Raw genomic sequence first — 19,056 nt, 5'->3', positions numbered from 1 at the left:
CTGCCATGGCAGGCGGCTGAAATTTCAGCGTACTGCGCGGCCCGCACCGCGTTCCTTGACTTGAAGCAAACGATGATGAAGCCCAGGGCATGAAGCAAACGTGATGAAGCAAACGTGATGAAGCAAACGTGATGAAGCAAAGGTGATGAAGCAAAGGTGATGAAGCAAAGGTGATGAAGCCGACAAGGGCGCAGCCGTGCCTGACACCAAGTGCATTTTCCCGCACCGATTTGCACGATGTGGTTTTTCCATGTTATAAACACGCCTCTTTCGGGGCGCCCGTAGCTCAGCTGGATAGAGTACCTGGCTACGAACCAGGGGGTCGTAGGTTCGAATCCTGCCGGGCGCACCAACCTATATCGAACACGTGATGGCAATGCGCTAAGCAACGCAATCGCGGTTCCGCCAAAGCGCAACAGCGCGTAGGCCTTGCAAGAAAACGAAGCGGCTTGATGGTCATCCATCAAGCCGCTTTTGTTTTGTCCGGGGCGGATCGTCAGACCCGTATCGTCAGACCCGCATCACCAGACCCGCATCACCATACCCGTATCACCCGGCCCGTCTGCGCGCCTTCCACGCTGCGGCGATAGGCCAGGGCCACCCGCGATGCGGGCGCCGCTTCAAAGCCCGGAAAATACGGCCCGTAGGCCTGCATGGATTCCTGCAACACCGTCGGGCTGACCGCGTTGATCCGCAACCCTTGCAGTTCTACCGCCGCGCCGCGCACGAAGCCGTCGATGGCCGAGTTCACCGCCGATGCGTTCGCGCCATACCGGATCGGTTCGTCACTGACGATCCCGCTGGTCAGCGTGATGGACCCGCCCGCGTTCAGGTAGTGTTGCCCGATCAGCGCCACATCCACCTGACCCAGCAGCTTGTTGTGCAGCCCGATCTTGAACTGTTCGGCCGTCATCTCGGCCAGCGGGCCGAAGTGCATCGCGCCGGTGGTCGAGACAATGGCGTCGACCTTGCCCACGCGTTCGAACAGGTTGCGGATGCTGTCGCTGCGCGTGATGTCCACTTGGTACTGGCCACTGGTGTTGCCCACGGCGATGATGTCGTGGCGTTGGCCGAGTTCTTCGGCAACCGCGCGGCCGATGGTGCCGGTTGCGCCGATCAGGATTATTTTCATGGAAGCCTCCGGGCCGTGCCCGTTGTTTGGTTAGCATTTGCGAAGCGCTGGCGCCGCGCCAGTGCATAGAGGCATTCTCGCTTTTCGCTATCCGTGGAAAAATCCGCACATGGTGCAAACACTTCACACTCCGGGTGCGTAATTCATGGATCGCTTGCTCAGCATGGAAGTCTTCGTGGCGGTCGTTGAGTTGGGCAGCCTGACCGCGGCGGCGGCGCGGCACGAGATGTCGGCGGCCATGGCGGCCAAGCACGTCAAGGCGCTGGAATCGCGATTGGGCCTGCGCCTGTTGAACCGCACCACGCGCCGACAAAGCCTGACCGAAGCCGGCCAAGCCTATTACGCGCGCAGCAAGACCATTCTGGAAGACATCCGCGACGCGGAGCAGGGCGCCGAGGCCTTGCGGCTGACGCCGCGCGGGCATCTGCGCATTACGTCCACGGTGACCTTCGGTTCGCTGGCGTTGACGCCGGCCATTGCCGACTATCTGTCCGTCTATCCCGACGTGAGCGTCGAGCTGGTGCTCAGCGACATGGTGGAAGACATTGTGGCCGCCCGCTACGACGTGGCGGTACGTATCGGCGAGCCGGCCGATTCTGGATTGATCGCGCGCACAATAGGCCGCTACCAAATGGTGATCTGCGCCGCGCCCGCGTACCTTGAACGCTATGGCACGCCCACCACGCCAGACGACCTGATGCAGCATCAATGCCTGGATTTTTCGTACTGGAGCCGCCGCACGGGCTGGCAGCTGTCGGGAGACGACGGCAGCCAGGCCGGCTACCCCACCGGCCGCTTCGTGTCGAACAACGGGCAGGCGCTGCGTCAGGCCGCGCTGGCGGGCTTTGGCGTGGTGTTGCAGCCCGAGCTGTTGCTGCGTGAGGATATGCACGCCGGCCGGCTGGTGCCGATCCTGCAACCGTATTGGCCCGCCGCACGGCCCATTACGCTGCTGTACCAGAAGGACAGGCAGGCGCTGCCCAAGCTGACCACCTTTGTGGACTTTCTGGTCGAACGCTACACACGATAGTGGCCGGCGCCCAAGGCAAGGCGCCTGTTGTCAGCGTTTTGCCGGCCTCTTACCGGCCTCTTACCGGCCTCGTCGCCGGTCCACCGCGGTCAACGAAATACCGTTCTTGATCATCCGATACGCCTGGCCCCCCAGCCACGTGACCTGCTCGCCGGAACTTGTGCGGCAGATGCAGTGCGTCTTGGGATCGAAGCGCGAGGTACCCAGCGCGGAATATGCCTCCATGTCCGCAACGAAGCGTTCGATGCGATACAGGGTGCCGTCGGGAGATGTGACAAGCACATCGGTCAATCGTCTTGCGGTGCCGAGCATACTCAGTACCTCCAGGGGCCGTCGGTGTTGCGGCGGCAAAGCCTTGTGGACGCTTCTGCGTGTAGCGACGCGTGCGCGTGTGGCGCGTTTGCGGCACTACCGAAGGCGGCCTCCAAACAAAGAATCATCAAGCTGGTCGGGTGACACGCCCAGCGCCTCGGAGATGCGGTCCAGCACGATCTGCCGTGGGCGTGGCCGTGGCCGTTCCAGTTCAATGTATATGGAATGATCAACGCCAAGGCGGGCAGCCATATCAGCGGTAGTGATATTGAGGTGCTCGCGCCACGCGCGTATCAGACTCCAATCGTTGCCGGTTTTTAAGTTGACGACAGCTAGTGGTAGGGGGTTGTGTCCGGCGGTCAGTCTGTGGTGCGGGCCTGCCGGGTCGGGGTCGAGCACATTGCGCTTGGCGGCACCGCTTTTGCGGGGTTCGCCACGAGGCGTTGTGACATCGGGTTCTGCGGTGAATATAGCGCCGCCGTTGATTTGCCGATACTGATCATTGCCGATCCAGGAGATTGCCTCGCCGTTATCGAGCATGCACTCGCAATCCAGGTGGTAATTGCTGGGAACGCTCTCAAGTTTGGCAATGGTTTCCGTGGTCGTGGCGTGGCGCACCACACGATGCAATGCGCCGTCGGATGAACGCACGAACACGTCGGGAAGTCTCCAGGAAAATGGGATGATGATCTCCACGGTCAAAGCCACTTTTGCCACTGTAGCCCGGTGACAAAACGGTGAGATTTGGGGTTTCCCCTCGGCTGTTGTGGCTAGTTCGTTTCTACTCGATCTTCGACGTAAAGATCTTCACAAATGTTCACGGTGCGTGATCGCCCTTTAACCCTTCATCGCGTTGATCGAAGGCGGCCGCCAGCACGCGCGGCATGATGTCGGCGGCGGCGCCATGCAGATTGCAGTGCGCGTGCGCGTCCAGCGGTGTGGCGTTGGGATTGACCTGCACGACCGTGGCGCCGGCGGCCAGTGCGCGCTGCGGCAGTTCGGCGGCGGGATACACCAGCGCCGACGTGCCGATACTGAACAGCAGGTCGCATTGCTGCGCGGCATGCAACGCCGTGCTCCAGGCGTCCGACGGCAAGCTCTCGCCAAACCACACCACGCCGGGCCGCACGGGGGCGCCGCACTGTGTGCAGGCGGGCGGCGGAATGCGGCGGCCTTCGTCGGCGTTGCTGGCGGCGTGGGTGTCGGCGTGGGTGTCGGCGTAGGTGTCGGCATTGCTGCCAGCGCGGGTCTCAGCATGGGTCTCAGCATGGGCCTCGGCGTGCGTTCCGATTACCGAGCTAACCGTTGCCGGGCCGTCGTCGACAACGTGTGGGGCGCCGCATGCCGAGCAGCGTGGGGCGTGCAGGCTGCCGTGCAGATGCACCACTTTGGTGGCCCCCGCGCGCTCGTGCAGGTCGTCCACGTTCTGCGTGACGATCGTCAGCGCGGGCACGTGGCGTTGCAGCGCGGCGATGGCGTAGTGCGCGGCGTTTGGCGCGGCGCGCAGCACTTGCGCCCGGCGCCACTCGTACCAGCCCCACACGATGTCAGGATGCTCGCGAAACGCTTGCGGCGTGGCAAGCGCCTGCGCGTCAAAGCGCGACCACAATCCGGTCAACGCATCGCGAAACGTCGCGATGCCGCTTTCCGCCGACACGCCGGCCCCCGTGAATACAACGACGCGCTGCGCGTTGCGCAATGCCTCGATCAGGGCAGACGGAATATCGTGATGCGTATTTTTCATTTCAAACCTTCAGGACAGTTCGATACGCTGCGCGCGGGGGCGCCTGCCTGTCAAGCTCGCCCTGTGATGTGCACCCGTGATGGGCACCCGAGATGGGACCCGCGATGTGCCCCGGCGATGTGCACCCGTAATGTGTACCCGTAATGTGCGCGTGCGCAAGCATCCCGAATGATGGATACTGCTTTTCTCATCTGGGATTTCCCCTCCCGCACTGGAGACCCGCAATGCCCGAATCCGCCGCCGGTCTGGACCGGCTTCGCCACTTTATCGCCACTGCCACCCGCCTGGCCGGCGCCGACTCCCTGGCGCAAACGCCCGCCCTGCAAGAGGCGTTTGCCGATCTGGTGCGCCATGATGACTGGCTGCCCGAGGCCTGTACCGCCCCGCATCCGCAGTATTACCAGCAATATCTGCTGCACTGCGACCCCTTGGAACGTTTTTCGCTGGTCAGCTTTGTGTGGGGCCCGGGCCAGTCCACGCCCGTGCACGACCATGAAGTGTGGGGCTATGTGGGCATGCTGCGTGGCGCTGAAATCAACCAACGCTACGTGCGCCACGCAGACGGCAGCATCGAAACCGCCGGCGAACCCACCACCCTGCGGCCCGGCGACATCGAACGGCTGGACCCCGCCCAGGGCGACATCCACCGCGTGTCGAACGCGTTCGCGGACCAGGTGTCGATCAGCGTGCACCTGTACGGCGGCAACATCGGCGCGGTGTCGCGCCATGTCTACGAGCCTCAGACGGGGCAGCCCAAGCCTTTCGTGTCCGGCTATTCCTCGGCCAACCTGCCGAACCTTTGGGACCGGTCTGCCGCCGTGCGCGCCACCATCCCGGGGTTGAAAGCCTGAGCGCGGCGGGTGTGACGCACGTTGTCCGGCGGCCGCTGCCCGTGCTATGTTCGCGTCCTAAATATTAGGAAATACAAAGATGGACAAGACGCTGCTCAAGGGCCTGATGGTATTGGAAGCGGTGACCGACGTGGACAATCCGCCGCGCACCATCGACGCCCTGGCCGCGCGGGTCGGGCTCACGCGCAGCAACACGCATCGCACGCTGCAAACGTTGATCCACGCCGGCTACGTCATCAAGGACGACGACGGCGGTGGCTACCGTGGCGCGGTGCGCCTGTTTGAATTGGCCGCGCGCCAGCTTGCCCAGCTGGATGTACGCAAGCTGGCCGCGCCGTTCATGCGCACGCTGGCGGACCAGACGGGCGAGACGGTGCATCTGTCGGTGCTGGACGGATTCGATGTGGTCTACGTGGACAAGATCGACAGCCCGCAACCGATACGCGCATATTCCATGGTGGGCGGCCGCGCGCCCGCCTATGCGGTGGCCACGGGCAAGGCGCTGCTGGCCTATCAGCCCGAAGGCTATGTCGAGCGCTATGCCGAGCAATTGGTGCGCCACACGCCGTCGACCATTGTTTCCATGCCCCTGCTGAAAGACGAACTGCGCAAGATCGCGCGCGCCGGCTATGCCGTGAACCGCGGCGAATGGCGCGAGGGCGTGGGCGGCCTGGCCGTGACCCTGTTCAACAGCCTGGACCAGGCGGTGGCGGCGGTGGGCATCTCCGGCCCGCTTGACCGCCTTAGCGCGGCCAGGATGAAGCAGCTGGCGCCGGATGTGTCGGCCTGTGCGCAGTCCATTTCGCAAGGGATGGGCTACCGGCGAGGTTATCTGGATCAGTAGCATCCGTGCGCGGCGACAGCGCCGTGGCGATGCGCACGGCCTGGTCGCACGCCAGCCGCGCATTCACATCCATGGACGTGGTCCAGAAATACGTGCCGCCGGCAAGGCTGCCCAATACCGACACCTGTTCCCACACCGCACCCTGCGCGTTCCTGACGCAGCCCGTGTCGAAGTCCAGCGCCAGTCCGCCAAACGGGTCCGACACCGCGTGGCCGTCGCGTAGCAAGCCGGCCACCAGCGCATCGTCGGTGCGCGCCACGTCCACCGAAAAACTGGTGGCGTTGATGAGGGCGTCGCTGCGATGCTCGGCGTTGCCGTCCGGCATGCTTAGCCGGGTATGGAACTGACCGGTGCCTGCGTCATGGCGGCTGTCCACGAAGCCCGCGCGCACTTGCAACTGACCCGTCTTGAACAGCGCTTGCAGCTTCAAGGCGTTGCGCATGGGGAAGGTGGCGCGGCGTGCCATCCACAGCGCGCGCCAGCGCGATTGAAAGCGGTGGCGTTCCGTGTCGGGCAGCAGGCGCCATATTTCGTCCACCGCTGCATTGGTGGCGGCGGCCACGGCCTGCCAGGGGCGCGCGGCTTGCGACGACCGGCGTATCTCGTCGTCCAGGGCGCGCACCGCGTCGGTGGCCAGGCCGAAGATCTCGTCGGCGTCCAACGCGCCGCCCATGGCCCGCACTTCATCTTGCAAAGCCTGCGCAATGACCTCTAGCGATAAGGCGCCGCCGTGCCGCCTGGCAAGCGCCACGGCGCCTTCACGGCTAAGGTGGCGCAGCGCCGTCGGGGGCTGGTTGTGCGGGCTGCGCACCGATGGCAACCGGCCATTGCGCGACACGCACAACAGCGGGCCGCGATGGCCTGCTTGCTGCAAGGCCGCCACCGCGTCCACCGCGCTGAGGCTGGTGCCGATGATGCAGACGGACGCATCGGGTGCGATCCGGGCCGCCAGATCAGCCACGGGGTAGGGGCTGTTGAAATAGCCCGGCGCGTCGTGCAGCGCGGGGAAGGCTTGCGACGGCAAGTTGCCATTGCACAGGACGGCATAACGGGCCACGCACGGGGGCGCACCGTCGGGCTCGACGTGCACCGTGCCGTCCGGCAGCGGCGACACGCGCCGCACGCGGCAGGGTACATGAGCCAGCGCGATGCCCAGTGCGTGCGCAAGGTCCCGACAGCGCGCGTAGACCGCGCGCAGATAGGCGCCGAACAGCGGGCGGGGAAGAAAGTCGGAGGGCTGAATATCGGTCACGCCATATCCACGCAGCCAGGCGGGGTCCTGCGCGCGCAGCCACTCGACAAAGTCCAGGCGATGATCCGCCCGCGCCGACATATTGCCTGCGGGGATGTTCAACAGATTGCTGGGCAGGTCTTCCTGATAGGCGCCGCCGGGGCCGGGCTCCGCTTGCGGTTCGAATAGCGACACGGTCAGCGATACGGATCGCGACGCCGCCAGCGGGCACGGCACGCCTTGCGCTTGCCATGACAACAGCAACTGATACAGGAAGCTGACGGCGACCGAGCCGCCGCCCACGATGGCGACGTCGACCGGCAGCGGCGTATCACCGCCCAGGCCCATCTCTGCCGCGCCCGGCTTCACGTGAGCGTCGCTCATTTGGCGGCCGACATGCGCACCACGTCGCCCCAGCGCGCCACCTCCTGCTTCAGCACACGGCTGGTGTCGGCGGGCGATGTGGCCACCGCATCGGCGCCCAGCTTCAACGCGGCCTGCTGCACCGAAGGCATCACGGCGGCTTTCTGCATGCCGGCCGACAGCTTGTCCACCACGTCGGGCGGCGTGCCGGCGGGCGCCAGCAAGGCGTAGGCGGTAGCCACGGAATAATCCTTCACGCCTTGTTCCATCAACGTGGGCAGGTCGGGCAGCGCGGTGGCGCGCTTGGCGGTGGTCACGCCCAGCAGGCGGATCTTGCCGCTGGCCACCTGGGGCAGCAGGGCGGGCAGGGTTTCGATAACCATGTCGATCTGGCCGCCCAGCAAGTCGGTAATGGCAGGGCCGCTGCCGCGATACGGCACATGCATCAAGCGCGTGCCCGTCACCACCTGGAACAGCTCGCCGGCCATGTGCTGCGAGGTGCCGGGGCCGGCCGAGCCAAACGTGATGGTGCCCGGCTTGCTCTTGGCCAGCGCGATCAGCTCCTGCACGTTGTTGGCGGGCACCTTGCTGTTGACGGCAACGGCCATCGGCATGCTGGTGGCCATGGAAACGCCGACGAAGGCGGTGGCGAAGTCGTAGCCCGGCTTGTCGGGCATGGCCGCGTGGATGGCGTGGCTGCCCACCGCGCCCATCAGCAGCGTGTAGCCGTCGGGGGCGGACTTGGCGACGTATTCCGCGCCGATCTCGCCGCCCGCGCCCGCCTTGTTTTCGACCACCACGCCTTGTCCCAGGAAGTCTCCCAGGTGCTGCGCATAGATGCGGGCCGCGGCATCGGTGGCGCCGCCCGGCGGAAAGGGCACGACCATGCGTACCGGTTTGGCCGGCCAGGTCTGGGCTGGGGCCGGGGCGGCCGCCAGGGCAAGTACCGCGCCCGCCAGGGCAATGCGCCATGTCTGCTTCATGAATGTCTCTCCTTGGTGTGATCAAACCGTCAGACGTGTACCGGCCCGTGTCGACCGTGCCCGGCACCGCTGCGACTCGTTTTTATAAATCCTAAAATATAGGACTCGTATTCCAAAAGATGGTTTACGTAGAATTCCACACGGTGATATGCTGGTCAACAATTAAGCGCAGCACCTAGGGATTGCACTAGGGAACATGCGGAAACCTGGCGCTTGGTATCGGGCGACAGGCATGATGCCATCGACGAAAGCCGCGCTCTTATATTATTTTTTGCATCCCAAATATTGAATTTTCATAATGAGAGGTCAGACATGACACCCAGTTCGGCACTGGCCGGCATCACCGTGCTTGAAATTTGCAACGTCGCGGCGGGACCCTTCTGCGGCATGTTGTTGGCGGATATGGGCGCCGACGTCATCAAGGTTGAAAACCCGGAGGGCGGCGACACGCTGCGCAGCTGGCCGCCCATTTCCAACGGCTATAGCGAGAACTTCGCGTCGCTGAACCGCAATAAAAAGTCGGTGACGCTGAACCTGAAAGACCCCGCCGACCTGGCACTGGCGCGCGAACTGGCGCAGACCGTTGACGTGCTGATCGAAAACAACCGGCCCGGCGTGATGGACCGTCTGGGGCTGGGCTATGCGCAGTTGCGCGAGGCCAATCCCAAGCTGGTGTATTGCTCGATCTCGGCCTACGGCCAATCGGGGCCGCGCTCGCAAGAAGGGGGGTTCGACCTGACCATCCAGGCCATGAGCGGCATCATGAGTGTGACGGGCGAAGCCGGCGGCGAACCCGTGAAATGCGGCGTGCCGGTGGCCGACTTTTCGGCCGGGCTGTACGGCGCGTTTGCGATTGCGTCGGCGTTGCGCGCGGCGCAGGCCAGCGGGCAGGGCACGCACATCGATGTGCCGATGCTGGGCGCCACGTTGGGCATCGCCGCGTTGCAGACGTCGGAATTTTTCGGCAGCGGTAAAGACCCCGTGAAGCTGGGCTCGGCCCATCCGCGCAACGCGCCGTATCAGGCGTTTCGTTGCAAGGCCGGTTATTTCGGCATGGCGGCCGGCAACCAGGCCTTGTGGAAAAGCGTATGCGCCACCGTGGGCCGCGACGACCTGCTGGCTGACCCGCGCTTTACCGACACCAGCGCGCGCGCCCGCCACCAGACGGACCTGCGCGAAATCCTGGAAGCCATCTTCGCCACCGAAGACGCACAGACCTGGTTGACGCGTTTTCGCGCGGCGGGCGTGCCGTGCGCGCCCATCAACACCTATTCCGAAGTGCTGGCCGACCCGCAGGTGGAACACATGGGCTGGGTGCAGCCCGTGGAATTGCCCAACGGCGTGCAGACGCGAACCTTCGGCCTGCCCGTGCGCTTTGATGGTCAGACCACGGCGCTGCGCCTGCGTCCGCCCGCGCTGGGCGAGCACAACGACGAAGTGCTGGGCGCGTTGCGTGCGGCCGGGAAAGGGGTGCCGGCATGAGCGGCGTGTTGCGTATCGACAAGCAGGGCGCGCGCCATGTGCTGACGCTGACGCGCGCTGAAAAAATGAATGCGCTGTCCGCCGAGCTGGTGGACGCGCTGATCGCCGCGCTGGACGAGGCCGAGGCGCAGGGCGCCAAGCTGATCGTGATCAAGGGCGAAGGCAAGAACTTCAGCGCCGGCTTTGACTTTGGCGACTGGCAGACGCAAAGCGAAGGCGACCTGCTGCTGCGCTTCGTGCGCATCGAGACCTTGCTGCAACGCCTGGCCGCGTCACCGTGCCTGACGGTGGCGCTGGCGCACGGCCGCAACTTTGGCGCGGGCGTGGATCTGTTCGGCGCATGCAAGTGGCGCATCAGCGCGCCCGACGCCACCTTCCGTATGCCGGGCCTGAAGTTCGGACTGGTGCTGGGCACGCGCCGCTTTGCCGCGCTGGTGGGCGCCGAACGCGCCCGCACCGTGTTGGAACAGGCGGCCACGTTCAACGCCGAAGAAGCGCTGCGCGATGGCTTTGCGACGCGCCTGGCTGTGGCCCAGGAGTGGGCCGACGTTGAACAGCAGGCGGCGGAAACGGCGGTCGCGCTGACCGACGCCAGCCGCATTCAGCTGTATGCCGCGCTGTCCCAGGAAACGCCCGACGCCGACCTGGCGCGCCTGGTGCGTTCTGCGGCGGCGCCCGGCTTGAAGGACCGCGTGGCGGCTTACCTGCAAGCGCGCTAAGGGCACAGGAACCTGCAAGGGAGAGGAAGACGATGGCTTCGGGATTCAACCAAAAGAACAAGCAGTGCACGGTGGCCGAGCTGGCCGCGCTGGTGCCCAATGGCGCGTCGATTGCGCTGGGCGGCAGCTTTCTGCATCGTGGCCCGTTCGCGTTCGTGCGCGAGCTGATCCGGCAAGGCAAGCGCGACCTGGAACTGGTCAAGCAATCGCCCGGGTATGACGTGGACATTCTGTGCCGCGCCGGCGTGCTGCGCCGCGTGCGCGCGGGCATCGTCGCCATGGAAGGCAATTTCGGCCTGGCGCCCTGGTATCGACGCGCGGTGGAACAGCGCCAGATCGAACTGGAGGAACACGCTTGCGCCAGCCTCACGGCGGGCTTGCGGGCGGCGGCGTTCGGCGTGCCGTTTCAACCCTGCGGCGGCCTGCATGGCAGCGGCCTGCCGGAATTGAACGGCTGGGCCTGCCTGGACGACCCTTACGGCAGCGATCAGAAAACGTATGTGGTGCCGGCGATTCGCCCCGACTTCGCGGTGATCCAGGCGTCCGAGGTGGACGCGCTGGGCAATGTGCGCGTGCACGGCACCGCGCATTGGGACCGCATCATGTCGCGCGCGGCGGGCAGCGTGCTGGTGGTGGCGGAAAAGCGTGTCGACAGCGCCGTGTTCGAAGCGCAACCCGAATCCACGCTGGTGCCGTACTTCATGGTGCAGGCCTACGCCGTGGCGCCGGGCAGTGCGTGGCCCGGGTCGTGCTGGCCCGACTACGCCATCGACTATCCGGCGGTGGAAGCCTACATGGACAAGAACAGCGATCTACAAGCGCATCTGGCCGCCGCGCCCGAAGCACAAGGGGGCAATCATGGCTGAACAGTGGTCGGGCTTTTCCTACATCGTGACGAACCTGGCGCGCTTCATCCGGCCAGATGAAATCACCTTCAGCGGCGTCAATTCCACCATGCCGATGCTGGCGTGCCTGCTGGCCAAGCGCGCCTATGACTGGGACTTCGTCTACATCAACGTGGCGGGTGGCGTGAACCCGCGCCCCTCGCACATTCCCATTTCCAGTTCCGACCCGGTGTTGGCAGAACACACCGCGTCGATCTTCTCGAACGAAGATTTCTACGACCTGTGCACGCGCGGCCGCATGGACCTGACCTTCCTGGGCGCGGCCCAGATTGACGGCGCGGGCTGCGCCAATAACTCCTGCATCGGCGACTGGCACGCGCCCAAGGTGCGCTTGCCGGGCGGCGGCGGGGGCGCGGTGATGCTGCCCACGGCCAAGCGCGCCTGCACCTGGCGCACGGAGCATTCGCGGCGCACCTTCGTGCCCAAGCTGGACTTCATGACATCGTGGGGCGGCTTTCATGGGGTGGTGACGCCCATCGCGGTGTTCATCAAGCGCGACGGGCGCCTGGCGCTGCAATCCTGGCATCCGGAATCCAGCCTGTCGGAAGTGCGCGAGCGCACCGGCTTTGAGTTCGATGCGAGCGGCGCGGCGCCGACTGAACCGCCGACCGAGCAAGAGGCTCGCGCGCTGCGCGAACTGGACGCCGACGGCCAGTTTGAACGCGACGCCGCCGTTGCGCTGCGCTAGGGAGGCCGCCATGACTCTTGCCGAACCGACGCTGGTCGCGGCGTTTGCGCGTGCCTGGCGCCAGCCGGAGTGGGCATCGCGCGCCGCCATCGTCACGGCTGACACGACGGTGACGTATGCCGACCTGCACCAGCGCGTGGCGCGCATCGCGGATGGCATCCGCGCGGCGGGCGTGGCGCCGGGCAGCTATGTCGCCATCGCCATGGAGCGGTCGCTGGAGCAGGTGCTGACCCTACTGGGCGTGATGGCGGCGGGGGCATGCCCCTGCCCGTTGGAACCCCGCTTGTCGGCCGAGGAAACGGCGCGCCGCGTCGCGGCGGTGGGCCTGACCTGGCTGCTGCACGACAAGCCCAATGCCGCGACGGCGGCGGCCAGCGGCCTGGCTCCGGCGCGGGTGCTGGAGGCGGCAAGCGTGGCAAGCGCGGCGAGCGTGGCCGACGTGGCGAACATGGCGAACATGGCGAACGCGGCGAACATGGCGGGCGGGGCAACTGTGGCGGACGTGCCGGACCCGGCAACTGTGGCCGACCTGGCGCGCCCGGCACATCCCGCGCGTCCGGACTACGCGTCGGCGCTCGGATGCGCCGAACAGATCTTGCCCGATGCACCCGGCCTGTTGCTGTTCACCTCCGGCAGCACCGGCCACCCCAAGGGCGTGTTGCTCAGCCATCGGGGCTTGGCCAACAATGCGCGCGGCGTGTTGGCGCATACCGGCCTGACGCCTGACGACCGCTTGCTGCACGTGATGCCGCTGCATCACACCAACGCCTTGAACAACCAGATCTTCGCGCCGTTGCTGGCGGGCGCCAGCGTGGCGTTGGCCGGCCGCTTTCGCGCCGACGACATGCCGGGCTTGCTGCGCACGTTCCGGCCCACGATCATCACGGGCGTGCCCACGATGTACGCGCGCATGCTGGAACTGGAGTTCGATGCCGCCAGCCTGGCCGGCCTGCGCTTTGCGCGCTGCGGATCGGCGCCGATCACCGAAGCGCTGCATCGGCGCATCGAAGCATTCCTGGGCTGCCCGCTGGTGGTGTCCTACGGGCTGTCAGAGGCCACCTGCACGTCCACGATGAACCCGCCCGACGCCCGCCGCGTGGGCTCGGTCGGCACCGTGCTGGCCGGCCAAAGCGTCACGCTGCGATTGCCGGACGGCGCCGAAGCCGCGCCCGGCGGCGAGGGCGAAATCTGCATCGCGGGCGACAGCCTGATGCTGGGCTACCTGGGCGTGGACAACGGCAACGATGGCGCGCCGGCGCTGTTGCGCACGGGCGACCTGGGGCGCTTCGACGACGCGGGCTACCTCAGCATCACGGGCCGCATCAAAGACGTCATCATTCGTGGCGGCGAAAACATTTCGCCCGCCCTGATTGAAGGCGTGGTGACGGGGCTGCCCTTTGTTGCCGCGTGCTGCGTCGTGGGCGCGCCGGACGATGACCTGGGCGAAGTGCCGGTGATCTTCGCGCAACCCCAGGCGGATGCCACGGCGGGCGCGCAGGAAGCCGCCGCGCTGCAAGCGGAAGTGCAGTCTCGGCTGGGGCGGATCTACGTGCCGCGCGACGTGTTCTGGGTCGAGCGGCTGCCGGAGAACGCCGTGGGCAAGGTGGACCGCAAGGCGCTGGCCGGCATGGTGTCACGCAAGCCCGAGCACGCGTGATCCCTCTGCTGCAAGCACGTTGACCCCAAGCGGCCCAGTGGCGCATCCACCGGGCCGCCCGCAAGATCCCGGGGCGCAAGGCGTCACGCCATCTGGCTGAGCGTCTTGCGAAAGCGCTTCAACGAAAAGGCAAACAACACACTGCCGATCAGCGCCAACGCCAGAAAGGGCTGCCAGACCACGCTTAGCCCCGCGCCGCGATACAGGATGGCCTGGCCCAGCTCCACGAAATGCGTGGTGGGTGCGGCCAGCATGATGTCCTGAACCAACTGCGGCATGCTTTCGCGCGGCGTTGTGCCGCCCGACAGCATCTGCAACGGCAGCAGCACCAGCACCAGCAGCATCCCGAACTGCGGCATGCTACGCGCCAGCGTCGCCATGAAGATGCCCATGGATGTGGTGGCAAACAGGTGCAGCGCCACGCCCGTCAGGAACAGCGCCACGGACCCTTCGATCGGTACGTGCAGCAGCCCCCGCACCACAAACGTCAGCGACAGGCCGGCGGCCACCAGCACCACCAGCCCCATGGACCAGACTTTGGCCACCATGATTTCCGTCGGCGTCACCGGCATGACCAGCAGGTGTTCGATCGTGCCATGTTCGCGCTCGCGGATGAGGGCCGCGCCGGTCAGGATGATGGACAGCATCGTGACGTTGTTGATGATCTCCATCAGGCTGCCGAACCAGGCTTGCGTCAGGTTGGGGTTAAAGCGCATCCGCACCGCCAGCTCTACCGGCAGTTCGGTGGGCTTGCGGTAGCGCCTGACAAATTCGTTGATTTCGTCGCTGACGATCTGCTGGATGTAGTTGCTGCCGGTGAAGGCCTGGCTCATCCGCGTGGCATCCACGTTCAGCTGGATCTGCGCGGGCTTGCCGGCCAGTACGTCGCGCTGGAAATTTGGCGGGATGTTCACCGAAAACGTGTAGCGCCCGTCGTCCATGCCGGCGTCGGCCTGGGCCGCCGTGACCATCCGCGGCGGCGTGAAATGCGGGGGATAGAACGCCGACGTGATGCGCGAGGACAGCGGCGAGACGTCTTCATCGACCACGGCGATGGCCGCGTTGTGCAGCGATTCCGGCACCGCGGTTGCCGCCGTGTAGATCATCAGGGTGAACGAGATGAAGATCAGCACCAGCATCATGGGATCGCGCGCCAGGCTCCACAGCTCTTTCACGCCCAGCCGGTAGATATTGGCGACATGTCGCGGCATGGTCAGGCCTCCTGCTTTTTCAGTAGCAGCACCGACGCGCCCAGGATCACGGGTATCGCCAGCAGCAGCGGCCAGAACGAGCCCTGCAAGCTGGCAAAGTCCAGCCCTTTGCTGAACACGCCACGGCTGATGGTCAGCATGTGGGTGGCCGGATAGACCTGCCCGATCAAACGGCCCACGCCTTCCAGCGACGACACCGGATTGAGCAGCCCGGCAAACTGCACCGCCGGCACCAGCGTGCCGATCATGGTGAAGAACAGCGCCGCGATCTGGCTGCGCGTGAAGGTCGAGGCCAGCAAGCCGATGGCAGTCGCCACCACGTTGTAGATCAGCGCGGCGGCCAGCAAGGTCGTGAAACTGCCGGTGATGGGCACGCCGAAAACGGTTACCGCCAGCAGCGTCATGAGCAGAAAGTTAAGCATCGCCAGCGCCACGTAAGGCAGCTGCTTGCCCAGCAGGAACTCCAGCCGTGTGACCGGCGTGACGTACAGGTTGATGATCGACCCCAGTTCTTTCTCGCGCACGACGGCCAGCGCCGTCAGCATGGCCGGCATCATCAGCAGCAACAGCGGGATCACGGCCGGCACCATGGCCGGAAGGCTGCGCACGTCCGGGTTGTAGCGAAAGCGCGTTTCGATGCTGATCTGCGGCGCGGCCGCGCTGCCCAGCCGTTCGCGCGCCTGTTGTTGCAGCCAGCCCTGGTGCATGCCCTGCACGTATCCCCGTATGGTCTCGGCGCGTTGCGGCATGGCGCCATCGATCCAGACGCCGATCTGCGCGTTGCGCCCGCGTTCGACATCGCGGGCGAAGCCCTGCGGGATCTCGATGGCCAGGGACAGCTCGCCGCTGCGCATGCGGGCATCCATGTCCTGGTAGCTGGCAATGGGCGGCTGCTCGATGAAGTAGCGCGAGCCCGACAGGTTCAAGGCGTAGTTCTGGCTCAGGCTGGTCTGGTCGCGGTCCATGACGCCATAGCGCAGGTCTTCCACGTCCAGGCTGATGCCAAAGCCGATGACGAACATCAGCAGCAGCGAGCCGGCCAGGGCCAGTGTGGCGCGCACCGGGTCGCGGCGAAGTTCCAGCGTCTCGCGCCACAGGTAGCTGATCATCCGTTGCAGGTTGAAGCCACGCTGCGTGGCAGCGCGCGTTTGGGGATGCGTGGTGGTGCTTTCCGGCGATGCACTCGTGTCTTGCGCCGGGCAGGCGGGCGCCGGTGTGTCGGTGGCTGGCGGGGTGGCTGGCGGGGCGGGCCGCGTGCCCGCACCGGCGTCGATCAGATAGGCGATGAAGGCCTCTTCCAGCGTCTTGGCGCCGCGCATCCGGATGATGTCGGCGGGCGAGGCACTGACCAGCACCTTGCCTGCGTGCATCAGCGACATCCGATCGCAGCGCTGGGCCTCGTTCATGAAGTGGGTGGAAATAAAGATCGTGACCCGGTCCTCGCGCGCCAGCGAAATCAGAAGGCGCCAGAAATTGTCGCGGGCCACGGGGTCCACGCCCGAGGTCGGCTCGTCCAGAATCAGCAGCTCGGGTTTGTGCACCATGGCCACCGCCAGAGACAGGCGCTGGCGCACGCCCATCGGCAGCTTCTCGGGCAACGCATCCAGCACGTCGGTCAGGTCGAAGCGCGCCACCATTTCGTTCATGCGGGCGGGGATATCGGCTTCGGGCACATGGAACAGCCGGGCGTGCAGCACCAGGTTCTGGCGCACGGTCAGTTCCCCGTATAACGAGAACGCTTGCGACATATAGCCGACCCGGCGCCGCGTATCGATGTTGCGCGGGTCGACCTCGGTGCCGAACAGCCAGGCCTGGCCTTCGCTGGCCGGCAACAGGCCCGTCAGCATCTTCATGGTGGTGGATTTGCCGCAGCCGTTCGATCCCAGGAACCCAAAGATCTCGCCTTGGCGGATGCGAAAGTTCACATGGTCCACAGCCACGAAATCGCCGAAGCGCATGGTCAGGTCGCGCGCCTCGATGGCGATGGGGGCGTTGTCGTCCAGCGCCAGTGGCGTGATCTGCACGGGCTTGTGGCCGCGCCGCTTGGCTTCGGGCAACAGGGCAATGAAGGCGGCCTCCAGCGAGTCGGCGCCGGTGCGTTGTTGCAGCTGGGCGGGCGTGCCGGTCGCCAGCACGCGGCCTTCGTCCATGGCGATAAGCCAGTCAAAACGCTGCGCCTCGTCCATGTAGGCGGTTGCCACGATGACGCTCATGCCGCGGCGTTCGCGGCGGATGTCGTTGATCAGGTCCCAGAACTGCGCGCGCGCCAGCGGGTCGACGCCGGTCGTCGGTTCGTCCAGGATCAGCAGGTCGGGGTCGTGGATCAGCGCGCAGCACAGGCCCAGCTTTTGCTTCATGCCGCCCGACAGCTTGCCGGCCGGCCGCGACAGGAACGCGGCCAGGCCGGTGCTGCGCGTCAGGCTATCGATACGGCGGCGGCGCTCGGCTTCGCCATGGCCGAACAAGCGCGCAAAAAATTGCAGGTTCTCTTCCACCGACAGCGTCGGGTACAGGTTCTTGCCCAGGCCCTGTGGCATGTAGGCGATGCGGGGGCAGACGGCGTCGCGATGACGCTTGCTGGCCATGTCGCCACCCAGCACGTTCACCGTGCCGGTCTGAACGGCGCGCGAGCCGGCGATAAGCGCCAGCAGGCTGGACTTGCCCACGCCGTCCGGGCCGATCAGGCCCACCATGCGGCCGGCGGGAATGTCCAGCGTGATGGCGTCCAGTGCAAGGGTCTTGCCGTAGCGCAGGCTCACGTCCGCCAGCGTGACCACCGCGCGGGTGGGCTCGGCGGCGGGGGCCGTCGTGGGCGTGTCCATCAGGGCACCTTGACTTCCAGGTTGGCGGGCCACGCGGCATCAGCGTCCAGCTTCAGCCAGGCAACACCGGGCACGCCGGTCTTGACCTGCTGCAAATGCTGTTGCAGCAGTTTGGGATCGATCTGCGCCTTGACGCGGAACATCAGCTTTTGCCGCTCGGAGGCCGTCTCCACGGTTTTAGGCGTGAACTGCGCGGTGCTGGCCACGAAGGATACCTTGGCCGGTATGACGTATTGCGGCGCGGCGTCCAGAATGATGCGCACGTCCTGGCCCAAGGCCACGCGGCCGGCCGCCCGCTCCGGCAGGAAGAACGTCATGTAGACGTCGGCCAGGTCCACCATGTTCAGCACCTTGCCGCCAGCGCCCAGTACTTCGCCGGGTTGGGCCACCAGGTACTGGACGCGGCCGGCGCGCGGCGCGCGCAGTTCGCTGTCGGTGATGTCGGCGTCGATACGCGCGATGGTGGCCAGCGCCGCGTTCACTGCCGACTGCGCGCCCACCTGCGCCGCGCGCGCTGCCTGGATGGCAGCCTGCGCGGCGTTCACTTGCGCGCGCGCGGCATTCACCGCCGCCTGGGCGCTGCGGACGCGGGCCCGGTCGTCGTCCAGTTCCTGGATGGACGAGGCGCCTTCCTTGGACAAGGTTTCCGATCGGGCCAAGCGTCGGCGGGCCGCGTCCAGCTCGCTTTCGCGTTGCACCACCACGGCTTCGGCGGCCAGCTTGTCGCTTTCGCGCTGGGCGATCTGCGCGCTGGCGCTGGCGGCGTTGTTGATGGCTTGCTGATGCTGGGCACGGGCTTCCTCGCGCTGGGCATTGAGCGTATCGATCTGCATGCGCGCCAACGCCTGGCCCGCGGTGACGAAGTCTCCTTCGGCCACCAGCACCTCTTGTACGCGGCCGGCCAGCTTGGTGGCGACGTCGATCTCCGTGGCTTCGATACGCCCGTTGCCGCTGATGAAGCCTTCTCCCGGGCCGTTGTCGGCCAGCATGCGCCAGCCGGTGTACGCGGCAACGGCCACGGCCAACACGAGCACGACGGGTATCAGTTTTCGGGTGGGCAGCTTCATGGTTTTTGTCCTGTT

The 19,056-nt window shown here is 65.9% G+C and carries 17 protein-coding genes and 1 tRNA gene; 9 read left to right on the top strand and 9 right to left on the bottom strand.

Annotated features, from left to right (window positions below; all coding sequences use genetic code 11):
* The first annotated feature begins 275 nt into the window (after positions 1–275).
* A tRNA-Arg gene (locus DVB37_RS18410) sits at positions 276–352 on the top strand.
* A 183-nt stretch (positions 353–535) separates the two neighbouring features.
* Here the strand turns inward: DVB37_RS18410 and DVB37_RS18405 are convergent.
* Positions 536–1,132, bottom strand: coding sequence for a short chain dehydrogenase (locus DVB37_RS18405; protein ID WP_104144236.1), 597 nt, complete (start codon positions 1,130–1,132; stop codon positions 536–538).
* Between the two features lie 145 nt (positions 1,133–1,277).
* Between DVB37_RS18405 and DVB37_RS18400 the strand changes: the two genes are divergently transcribed.
* Positions 1,278–2,162, top strand: a complete 885-nt coding sequence (locus tag DVB37_RS18400; protein ID WP_104144237.1) for a LysR family transcriptional regulator — start codon at positions 1,278–1,280, stop codon at positions 2,160–2,162.
* 60 nt (positions 2,163–2,222) lie between these two features.
* On the opposite strand, the gene DVB37_RS18395 is transcribed toward DVB37_RS18400, so the two are convergent.
* From DVB37_RS18395 to DVB37_RS18385, 3 genes are all read right to left on the bottom strand, one after another.
* Complete coding sequence (locus tag DVB37_RS18395; protein WP_205571574.1) at positions 2,223–2,474, bottom strand: hypothetical protein; 252 nt, start codon at positions 2,472–2,474, stop codon at positions 2,223–2,225.
* Positions 2,475–2,570: 96 nt separating this feature from the next.
* Positions 2,571–3,170, bottom strand: coding sequence for a helix-turn-helix domain-containing protein (locus DVB37_RS18390; protein WP_120157563.1), 600 nt, complete (start codon positions 3,168–3,170; stop codon positions 2,571–2,573).
* 121 nt (positions 3,171–3,291) lie between these two features.
* Positions 3,292–4,218 carry an NAD-dependent deacylase gene (locus tag DVB37_RS18385; protein WP_120156394.1) on the bottom strand — a complete coding sequence of 309 codons (927 nt, stop codon included), beginning with the start codon at positions 4,216–4,218 and terminating at the stop codon, positions 3,292–3,294.
* Positions 4,219–4,442: 224 nt separating this feature from the next.
* On the opposite strand from DVB37_RS18385, the gene DVB37_RS18380 reads away from it, so the two are divergent.
* The gene (locus DVB37_RS18380; RefSeq protein ID WP_120156393.1) at positions 4,443–5,069 is read left to right on the top strand and encodes a cysteine dioxygenase; all 627 of its coding nucleotides are present in this window, start codon (positions 4,443–4,445) and stop codon (positions 5,067–5,069) included.
* A gap of 79 nt (positions 5,070–5,148) precedes the next feature.
* Positions 5,149–5,913 carry an IclR family transcriptional regulator gene (locus DVB37_RS18375; protein WP_120156392.1) on the top strand — a complete coding sequence of 255 codons (765 nt, stop codon included), beginning with the start codon at positions 5,149–5,151 and terminating at the stop codon, positions 5,911–5,913.
* Here DVB37_RS18375 and DVB37_RS18370 read toward each other — a convergent pair.
* Together DVB37_RS18370 and DVB37_RS18365 are read right to left on the bottom strand one after the other, a co-directional pair.
* A complete protein-coding gene (locus tag DVB37_RS18370) occupies positions 5,813–7,528 on the bottom strand; it encodes an FAD/NAD(P)-binding protein (protein WP_240433920.1) in 1,716 nt (571 codons plus the stop codon). The genes DVB37_RS18375 and DVB37_RS18370 overlap by 101 nt on opposite strands.
* Entirely contained in the window at positions 7,525–8,490 is a 966-nt protein-coding gene (locus DVB37_RS18365) for a tripartite tricarboxylate transporter substrate binding protein (RefSeq protein ID WP_120156391.1), read from the bottom strand. Before DVB37_RS18365 ends, DVB37_RS18370 begins: the two co-directional genes overlap by 4 nt.
* A 312-nt stretch (positions 8,491–8,802) precedes the next feature.
* Here DVB37_RS18365 and DVB37_RS18360 point away from each other — a divergent pair, with 312 nt between their 5' ends.
* Genes DVB37_RS18360 through DVB37_RS18340 form a run of 5 tightly spaced genes read left to right on the top strand, consistent with a single transcriptional unit; the run spans position 8,803 to position 13,941 of the window.
* A complete protein-coding gene (locus DVB37_RS18360) occupies positions 8,803–9,972 on the top strand; it encodes a CaiB/BaiF CoA-transferase family protein (protein ID WP_120156390.1) in 1,170 nt (389 codons plus the stop codon).
* Positions 9,969–10,691, top strand: coding sequence for an enoyl-CoA hydratase/isomerase family protein (locus tag DVB37_RS18355; RefSeq protein WP_104144241.1), 723 nt, complete (start codon positions 9,969–9,971; stop codon positions 10,689–10,691). The genes DVB37_RS18360 and DVB37_RS18355 overlap by 4 nt, the downstream gene beginning before the upstream one ends.
* Before the next feature lie 32 nt (positions 10,692–10,723).
* Positions 10,724–11,557 (top strand): CoA transferase subunit A, encoded by an 834-nt coding sequence (locus DVB37_RS18350; RefSeq protein ID WP_104144242.1) that lies wholly within the window; start codon positions 10,724–10,726, stop codon positions 11,555–11,557.
* The gene (locus tag DVB37_RS18345; protein ID WP_104144243.1) at positions 11,550–12,284 is read left to right on the top strand and encodes a CoA-transferase subunit beta; all 735 of its coding nucleotides are present in this window, start codon (positions 11,550–11,552) and stop codon (positions 12,282–12,284) included. Before DVB37_RS18350 ends, DVB37_RS18345 begins: the two co-directional genes overlap by 8 nt.
* Before the next feature lie 10 nt (positions 12,285–12,294).
* A complete protein-coding gene (locus tag DVB37_RS18340; RefSeq protein WP_120156389.1) occupies positions 12,295–13,941 on the top strand; it encodes a class I adenylate-forming enzyme family protein in 1,647 nt (548 codons plus the stop codon).
* Positions 13,942–14,024: 83 nt separating this feature from the next.
* Here the strand turns inward: DVB37_RS18340 and DVB37_RS18335 are convergent, their stop codons facing one another.
* The 3 genes from DVB37_RS18335 to DVB37_RS18325 are packed head-to-tail and all read right to left on the bottom strand — an operon-like array spanning position 14,025 to position 19,041.
* Positions 14,025–15,152, bottom strand: a complete 1,128-nt coding sequence (locus DVB37_RS18335; RefSeq protein WP_046804143.1) for an ABC transporter permease — start codon at positions 15,150–15,152, stop codon at positions 14,025–14,027.
* A 2-nt stretch (positions 15,153–15,154) separates the two neighbouring features.
* Positions 15,155–17,974: a ribosome-associated ATPase/putative transporter RbbA gene (gene rbbA / locus DVB37_RS18330; RefSeq protein ID WP_162941241.1), complete on the bottom strand. Its 2,820-nt coding sequence runs from the start codon at positions 17,972–17,974 to the stop codon at positions 15,155–15,157.
* The gene (locus DVB37_RS18325) at positions 17,974–19,041 is read right to left on the bottom strand and encodes an HlyD family secretion protein (RefSeq protein ID WP_046804142.1); all 1,068 of its coding nucleotides are present in this window, start codon (positions 19,039–19,041) and stop codon (positions 17,974–17,976) included. The genes rbbA and DVB37_RS18325 overlap by 1 nt, the downstream gene beginning before the upstream one ends.
* Between the last annotated feature and the right edge of the window lie 15 nt (positions 19,042–19,056).

The sequence above is a fragment of the Achromobacter sp. B7 genome (assembly GCF_003600685.1).
GTDB lineage: Bacteria > Pseudomonadota > Gammaproteobacteria > Burkholderiales > Burkholderiaceae_B > Achromobacter > Achromobacter spanius_B.
This window is presented reverse-complemented; position numbering and strand designations above follow the sequence as displayed.